The 7,281-nt window shown below is 58.9% G+C and carries 8 protein-coding genes; 3 read left to right on the top strand and 5 right to left on the bottom strand.

The window, feature by feature from the left end; genetic code table 11:
- Positions 1-411: 411 nt before the first annotated feature.
- Both HFO71_RS22900 and HFO71_RS22895 read right to left on the bottom strand, forming a co-directional pair.
- Entirely contained in the window at positions 412-1,794 is a 1,383-nt protein-coding gene (locus tag HFO71_RS22900) for a heavy metal sensor histidine kinase (RefSeq protein ID WP_131641191.1), read from the bottom strand.
- Positions 1,791-2,462 (bottom strand): heavy metal response regulator transcription factor, encoded by a 672-nt coding sequence (locus HFO71_RS22895; RefSeq protein WP_017956552.1) that lies wholly within the window; start codon positions 2,460-2,462, stop codon positions 1,791-1,793. The genes HFO71_RS22900 and HFO71_RS22895 overlap by 4 nt, the downstream gene beginning before the upstream one ends.
- Before the next feature lie 184 nt (positions 2,463-2,646).
- Between HFO71_RS22895 and HFO71_RS22890 the strand changes: the two genes are divergently transcribed.
- From HFO71_RS22890 to HFO71_RS22880, 3 genes are all read left to right on the top strand, one after another.
- Positions 2,647-3,252 (top strand): hypothetical protein, encoded by a 606-nt coding sequence (locus HFO71_RS22890; protein WP_168339422.1) that lies wholly within the window; start codon positions 2,647-2,649, stop codon positions 3,250-3,252.
- 8 nt (positions 3,253-3,260) lie between these two features.
- The gene (locus HFO71_RS22885) at positions 3,261-3,911 is read left to right on the top strand and encodes a cytochrome b/b6 domain-containing protein (RefSeq protein WP_132611914.1); all 651 of its coding nucleotides are present in this window, start codon (positions 3,261-3,263) and stop codon (positions 3,909-3,911) included.
- Positions 3,912-3,993: 82 nt separating this feature from the next.
- Positions 3,994-4,701, top strand: a complete 708-nt coding sequence (locus tag HFO71_RS22880; protein ID WP_245006962.1) for a molybdopterin-dependent oxidoreductase — start codon at positions 3,994-3,996, stop codon at positions 4,699-4,701.
- A gap of 407 nt (positions 4,702-5,108) precedes the next feature.
- Here the strand turns inward: HFO71_RS22880 and HFO71_RS22875 are convergent, their stop codons facing one another.
- Genes HFO71_RS22875 through HFO71_RS22865 form a run of 3 tightly spaced genes read right to left on the bottom strand, consistent with a single transcriptional unit; the run spans position 5,109 to position 7,275 of the window.
- Positions 5,109-6,266: a glutathionylspermidine synthase family protein gene (locus HFO71_RS22875; RefSeq protein WP_168339423.1), complete on the bottom strand. Its 1,158-nt coding sequence runs from the start codon at positions 6,264-6,266 to the stop codon at positions 5,109-5,111.
- A gap of 1 nt (position 6,267) precedes the next feature.
- The gene (locus tag HFO71_RS22870) at positions 6,268-6,861 is read right to left on the bottom strand and encodes a DUF1190 domain-containing protein (RefSeq protein WP_029871133.1); all 594 of its coding nucleotides are present in this window, start codon (positions 6,859-6,861) and stop codon (positions 6,268-6,270) included.
- A gap of 12 nt (positions 6,862-6,873) precedes the next feature.
- The gene (locus HFO71_RS22865) at positions 6,874-7,275 is read right to left on the bottom strand and encodes a DUF350 domain-containing protein (protein WP_168287608.1); all 402 of its coding nucleotides are present in this window, start codon (positions 7,273-7,275) and stop codon (positions 6,874-6,876) included.
- Between the last annotated feature and the right edge of the window lie 6 nt (positions 7,276-7,281).

Genomic DNA, 7,281 nt, shown 5'->3' with positions numbered 1-7,281 from the left:
CTCCGGTCGGGGGCTTGCCTCAGCGCAAGTGGACATGCCGAGTGTCGCATTTCTAAATGGCTGAAGACACACCCAAAGTGACACTTCTACTTTGCACACAAACGGACATTCCAACCCTGCCGCCACAATGCTTGTGGGGGCTATTTAGTAATGCGACAGTTGGGCCAGTTAGAGATGCGACAGTCTCGCCTCTCGACGCACTGGTCAAAGCCAACGTTGGGAGCAAGGATGACGATCTTCAGCCTGGTCAAGACCATGAGCGGTCGGAGTCGTCATGTCCTTTATGATCACCATGTCGCAGAAAGAGTTGCATCGCCTCGAAGTCGTTCCCTCACAGCCGCCGGTACGCTTCGGGGCGCAAGAGCGCCTTTTGCTTTTATTTCCGGCGGCTTTCAAATTGGGGCTGGCAACTTACACCGGAAAGGAGAGGCGAAAACGGATCATTCCCTCCTCTGGGCATGAAACATCCGCTAAGCCCGCATGCAGCCGCATGATGGCATCGACGATCGCTAGACCCAGTCCGTGCGAAGACGAGCTGCCGCTGCGGGCCGCGTCTACCCGGTAAAAGCGGTCGAACAACCGGTCCAACTGGTCAGGTGACAGGCTCACTCCCTCGTTCTCGACCTCGATGATCGCCTTATCACCAGCACTGGCTGCCCGCAGCCGGACCGTTGTACCCTCCCGGCCATGACGAATGGCATTGACGACAAGATTGCCCACGGCCCGGCGAAAAAGGTCAACACTGACATTTGCAACGCCCGCAGCCTCGATACTGAAGCGCATATCGCGCTCTAATGCCAGGCCTTCGAAATAATCGGCAATCTTGTGAAGTTCACGGTCCATGTCGACCGCGACCTTATCGACCGGCTGTCGTCCCTCGTCCGCCCTTGCAAGGAAAAGCATATTCTCGCTCAAGCGGTTGAGGTGCTCGAACTCCTCGAGGTTCGATTCCAGCACGGACTTATATTCATCTACAGTCCTTGGCTGGGCAAGCGTGACCTGGGTCTGGCCGATAAGGACGCCAAGAGGTGTACGGATTTCGTGCGCGAGATCGGCGGAAAACTGCGACAAGCGTTGGTAACCGTCGGTAAGCCGGTCCAGCATCGCGTTAAACGCGCCGGCCAAGGCACGCAGCTCCGTTGGGGCGTGAAGGACATCCAGCCGCACATGCAGCTGCCCTGGATGAATCTCGGCAGCTCTGGTGGCCATATCCCGGACCGGCAGCAAGCCACGCCGCAAAAGGCCATAGGCGATCGCGGTTGCAACGATGACACCAGCAATGGTCGCCATCAGGAAACGGTCGCGGAACGTCGCCAGCATGGCCTGTTCGTCGGTCATCGGGTGTCCGGCCACAACCTCGATCGGTTCGTTCGTATCCAGTGCTTTCGTCTGCACCGAAGTCCAGTAGACCTCAATACCGGCGCTGGTGACTGTTCTGGCGGTGGACGACGCAGCGGCGGCGGGCGGAGGAAGTGAGATCCCGTCTGGATTGACCTCAATCATGACATCTCCCGAGGGATGGCGGAAAGCAAGGACGTCGCGCTCGGCGCCAAGCATCTTTGCAATCAGCAACGGCCGCTCCTTCAATTCGCCGAGAGGATACATCTCGCTGACAAGCCGAGCATAATAGCTGGCCCGGCCCGAGACGATCGTCTCTATGCGCTGTTCCTGTGAGGAGCGCACCGAGTGATAGAAATAAATGCCAAGCGCACCAGTCAGAACGCAAAGGACTGAGACATAGGAGGCCATCAGCCGCAGGATGAGCGAGGATGATCTTTGACTGTTGCGGATCATGCATCGAGGCTCAGGCTGTATCCGACACTTCGGATCGTGGAAATCAGTTTTCGCCCGAAAGGCGCATCGACCTTCGCTCTTAGCCGCTTGACTGCGACGTCCACGACATTCGTATCGCTGTCAAAATTCATGTCCCAGACTTCAGAAGCGATCTGCGTGCGCGACAAGACCTCGCCCTGCCGCTTCATCAGCAGGTGGAGAAGCATGAATTCCTTGTTGGTGAGCGCAATTTCGACCCCGTCTCTCGTCACTTTGCGTCGCAGCACGTCCAGCCGCAGGTCCGCTACCTCGAAGACATCGCTTTCGCGCGTCAGGCCGCGACGCAGGATCGTACGGACGCGCAGTTCCAGTTCGACGAAAGAGAAGGGCTTCACCAGATAATCATCGGCTCCGAGCCGTAAGCCACGAATGCGATCGTTCACATCATCACGCGCAGACAGGAAGATGACGGGCAGATCGCGCTGTTCACGAATGCGGCGGATGATCTCCCAGCCGTCGATGCCCGGAAGCATGACATCGAGAAGGATCAGGTCATAGACCTGCTGCATCGCCAGATGCACACCATCGGTGCCGGTACGGGCCAGATCCACGGCGTAACCGCTCTCCCTCAGCCCCTTGCGGAGATAGTCACCGGTCTTTGGATCGTCCTCGATGATCAGGATTGCCATTTTTTCCCGCCCCCTGCCCCTCTATCTCAGATCATTGTCTTCTAGCAATTCACGCGGGGCAATTCGGTGAAGGATGAATGACGAAATTGTCATTCTGGCGTCACCGCAGAGAGCCGACCGCCGGTCTAGTTTCACTCCATCCCTTTCAACTGGTAGCGAGGTTCTTAAAACAATGCATCATTCCATGAAATCGACTTTCCGGTCGGCAGCACTAACGATCACACTGCTCACCACCTTGGCCGGCACTGCCAGCGCGGCAGATCCGGTGCGCGTTCGCGGCGCCATCACGGAGGTCACGGAGGATGCGATCCATGTCAAGGCGCGAGACGGCAAGGACGTTGCCGTGAAGCTTTCGGCCGGCACCATGGTCATATCCGTCGCGCTCACCGATCTGAGCGCGATCAAGGCCGACAGCTACATCGGCACGGCTGCCGCCCCGCAGCCGGATGGAACGCTGAAGGCTCTTGAGGTGCACATCTTTCCCGCCTCCATGCGTGGCGTCGGCGAGGGCTCCAGACCATGGGACGGCGCCAAGGACAGTTCGATGACCAATGGCCTGGTCGGCAGCATTCTCGGGACCGACGGCCGCACGCTGACGGTCAAGTATAAGAACGGCGAGAAGAAGGTCTTTGTGCCTGCCGATGTTCCGGTCGTCAGCCTCGAGCCGGGCGACCGCTCGCTCCTGGCAACCGGCGCGAAGCTTGTTCTGCTCGCCACAAAGGCCGAGGACGGCTCGCTGACGGCGGTATCCATCAGCGTCGGCGCTAACGGCATAGCGCCACCGATGTGAGGCGCAGGATGCGACAAGAAAAGAACGATCCACGGTCGGCAGGTCATCCTGTTGTGGTTCGCCTCACGCACTGGATCAACGTCTTTGCGATGGTGTGTATGGTGATGAGCGGAATGGGCATTTACAATGCCCATCCCATCCTACCCTTCCGCTTCCCGGAGGAAATGACGCTTGGCGGCTGGCTTGGCGGATCCACGGCCTGGCATTTCGCGGTGATGTGGCTCTTTGTCGGCAACGGCGTCGTCTATCTCGCCTTCGGCACGGCAACCAATTATCTGCGTAAACGCATGCTGACATTGCGCCTCGGCGATCTCTTGCGCGATCTTGGGCTCGCACTGACTTTCAGCCTCCGGCATGAAGCTCACGGCTACAATGCCATTCAGAAGATCATGTATCTTGGGGTTCTTCTTCTCGGCGTGTTGATGGTTGGGTCTGGATTGGTCCTCTGGAAGCCCATCCAGTTTGGCCTGTTAACGGCGCTCCTTGGCGGCTTCGACTCCGCCCGTATCGTGCATTTCACAGGTATGGCGGCTCTGTTGGGATTTCTCGTCATCCACGTCGCTATGGTTGCCCTTGTTCCGAAAACACTGCTGTCCATGACTGTTGGTGCGAGACTTTTGAAGAGAAGAAAGGAAAAGAGTGATGGCGGAGCAGCCTGAGCCGAAAAAAGTGGCACCCGCCACTCTATTGGGGCGCAAACAACAAAAGAGCGGAGTTGTGCTCGGTGACCATCGTCCTCAATTGGAAAATATCAGCCGACGCCTGTTCTTTCGCCAGGGCCTCTCCTTGGGCGCGCTGACGGTGCTGACGGGCTGCACTCTCCAGGACGACACAGCTGTCGACAAGGTACTGTGGGCGATGTCCCGCTGGAACGACCGGGTGCAGGCGCTCCTGTTCGACCGCAGTCGGCTCGCACCGACCTACAGGCCAGAAGACATTACGGACCCGTTTCCGTTCAATGCTTTCTATCCCGAGGACAGCGCACCGGAGATCGACCTCCTGGAATACAGGTTGGAAGTCTCCGGACTCGTCGACAAAAAATCACCGTGGAGCCTTGATGATCTTCGCCGTTTGCCGCAGGTCTCCCAGATCACACAGCATATCTGTATAGAGGGCTGGAGCGCGATCGGTGAGTGGAGCGGCGTTCCCCTCAGCGTCTTCCTCCAGCATATTGGCGCGGACATGACAGCCAAATATGTCGGCTTCAAATGCGCGGACCGCTACTATTCCAGCATCGACATGCCGACAGTACTGCACCCGCAAACCATCCTCGCACTCGATTTCGGCAAGGATCCCTTGCCGATGAAATATGGCTCGCCCATGAAGCTTAGGGTGCCGACCAAACTCGGATTCAAGAACCCCAAGCATATCGTTGAGGTGTTCGTTACCAATGACTATCCGGGCGGCTACTGGGAAGACCAGGGCTACAACTGGTTCAGCGGGCTTTGAAGAGCTGCCGTGGCGATAACGTATGTCCGGCGAAGCGCCTCGGCGATGGCAAGGATATCCCGTTGAAAGGCCGCTTCTTCGAAAGCCTATACGCGGTGCAGCCTGCCGGCGAGATCTCGCGCTACAGGGTCCGCTGTTCCTGGCAGTCGACACGCGTGACAGTATCGTCTTTCCCCAGCCCGCTCTCGCCAAGTCGCTGCTATCTTATCACGATGGTCCGGAGGAACTGTGGACTGAATCGGTTGATCACGGTTTCGGCGTCGAACGGAGTGCTGAGACGGTGGACAAGCTGATTTCAGCGACGGTCGCCTTCTTGAAGTCCAACGGCCAATGACCGTGGGGGGCGCTGGCCGGCAACGCTCGACGTGTACACGAAGATATCTGCGCCTGAAGCGATATATCTCCTCTTATCCGACGATGACGTGCGGTACGAAACGCGACAAGTTGGCGGTTATGCGCGAGCGGTCCTCGCGGACCGCAAGACCGCAGGCGCGATCACCGACGATCCAGCTGCCGAGCACGGCGAAGCCGCCATCGCTTTCGAAAAGCGGGGCATAGGCCTGGACGATAAAACCTTCATCGCCATAATCGCCGGGGGCGGAAATCAATTCCCGACCATCTCGGAATATCGTGACGTTCTCGCCTTCTCGCGACAGCAGTGGTTTGCGCACATAGTCGCTCAAGGCCGAGGCCGCCGAGTCGTCGGTGAAATAGCTGGGCAGCAGGTTGGGATGATTCGGGTGGCGCTGCCAGAGCAGAGGCAGAAGGCCTTTGTTGGAGAGCACGGCCTTCCAGGCGGGCTCGACGAAAACATCGCCCGAACGCACGAGGTCGCGGGCGAAGGGCTCGCGCAGCATGAATTCCCACGGATACAGCTTGAAGCAGCGGTCGATCACCCGATCCTTGAGGTCGGTGTAACGGCCCTGCGCATCGATGCCGATCTCGCGGATGTCCAGGAGCTCGACGCGATGGCCGGCCTGCACTGCACAGTCCATCAGATAGACCGTCGTGCCGCGATCCTCCTCATTGTCGGTCATCGCCGCGAAGTGGAAGATCGGTTCCTTGGAAAATTGCTCGAACGCCTCGACGAGGCTTTCCTGCAAGGAATTATACTGGTCCGCATCCTTGGGCAAAACACCCAAAGCGATCTGGTCGGTCAACCAGTTGAACTGGAAATAGGCTGTCTCGAACACCGAAGTGGGGGTATCGGCGTTGTATTCGAGCAACTTGGCCGGGCCGGTGCCGTCGTAGGCAAGATCGAATCGGCCGTAGAGGTGCCGGTCGCGGCGCTGCCAGGAGCGCTGCACCACATCGCGCAGGTCCTCCGGAATGGCTAGCCTGTCGAGCGTCTCTTCGCTTCCGACGATATCGCCGACCATATCCATGCACATGTCGTGCAGTTCCTGGCTCGGCCCTTCGATCTGCATCTCGATCTCATCGAGCGTGAACGTATAGGCGGCATCGTCGAGCCAATAGGGCTCGCCATACATGACGTGAAACCCGAAGCCGACGGCGCGCGCCTTGTCAAGCCAATCAGGACGCGCCGGAAGGGTGATGCGCTTCATGTCAGCCGCCGAAACTGAAGGACGAACGGCCCCCGAAGCCTTGACGGGCAACGGTGCGGGTGTTGACGTTGACCGGCTTGACAGTCTGACGCGAGGGCGCGATCGCGGTGTCGTTGCCGCCCGAGCGAACAGTCGTTGTCACCGTTTGTCCCGAGCGATTGCGATAAATCGGTGTCGAGCCGTAGGAGCCACTCTCCTCCTGGCGCCGGCGATAATTGTAATAGTCGCCGATGTTGTTCAGTGCGGAAGACAGCACGTAGCCGGTCAGGAACGGCACGAAAAAGCTGCCGCCTCCGCCGGTATTGTTGGGGACGGCACTGGCCGACTGTTCCGTGCACTGGCCCGAGCCGTATTCTGCCTCGCAGGCGGCCATGCCGTTGAAACGCGGCGCGGCGGCGAGATGGGCGCGCATCGCATCCTGATAGCCGGCCTGGCAGACCTGCCGGTCCATGCCGGAAGTCACGCATTGGTCGACCGAGGTGAACATCGTCTCCGAAGGAGTCTGATCGCCGCAACCCGACAGCGCCAGGGTCGAGGCGGCGATGGTGCCGAGGGCCAGGAAAGGTCGCTTGTGCCCGCTCTTACGTCTGCGCATCATTCCCTCCCCTCAATAGGTCATGCAGGCGGCGTTGAGAATACCGATGACCAGCGCGATGCCGCCGCCCCATATGCCCGCGGCGATATCGCCGGCAGTGATCCTTTCATGCAGATCCGTCATGGTGAAATTCGCAATATAGTAAGCCAGGATCTGCGCCAGAATGCCGACCACCGCCCATATGATGTAGTCGACGATGCTGACCGAATTGGCTGCGGCCGAAGCAAGAGGCAGGCTGAAACCGACAAGCGCGCCCAAGAATGCCGTGACGGCGGCAAGATTGCCTGCGCGAATAAGTTGGACTTCCTTCTGCGGCGTCAAGAATGTGTAGATCACCGCGAAAACGCCGTAGGCGGCAAGACCGACGGCGAAATAGCCGAGGAAGGCAGGCAGACCCGCCACATAATCGAGCATTGAAAA

The sequence above is a fragment of the Rhizobium laguerreae genome, assembly GCF_019778565.1.
Classification (GTDB): domain Bacteria; phylum Pseudomonadota; class Alphaproteobacteria; order Rhizobiales; family Rhizobiaceae; genus Rhizobium; species Rhizobium laguerreae.
The sequence above is the reverse complement of the archived record's forward strand: the minus strand, read 5'-3'. Positions and strand labels throughout refer to the sequence as shown.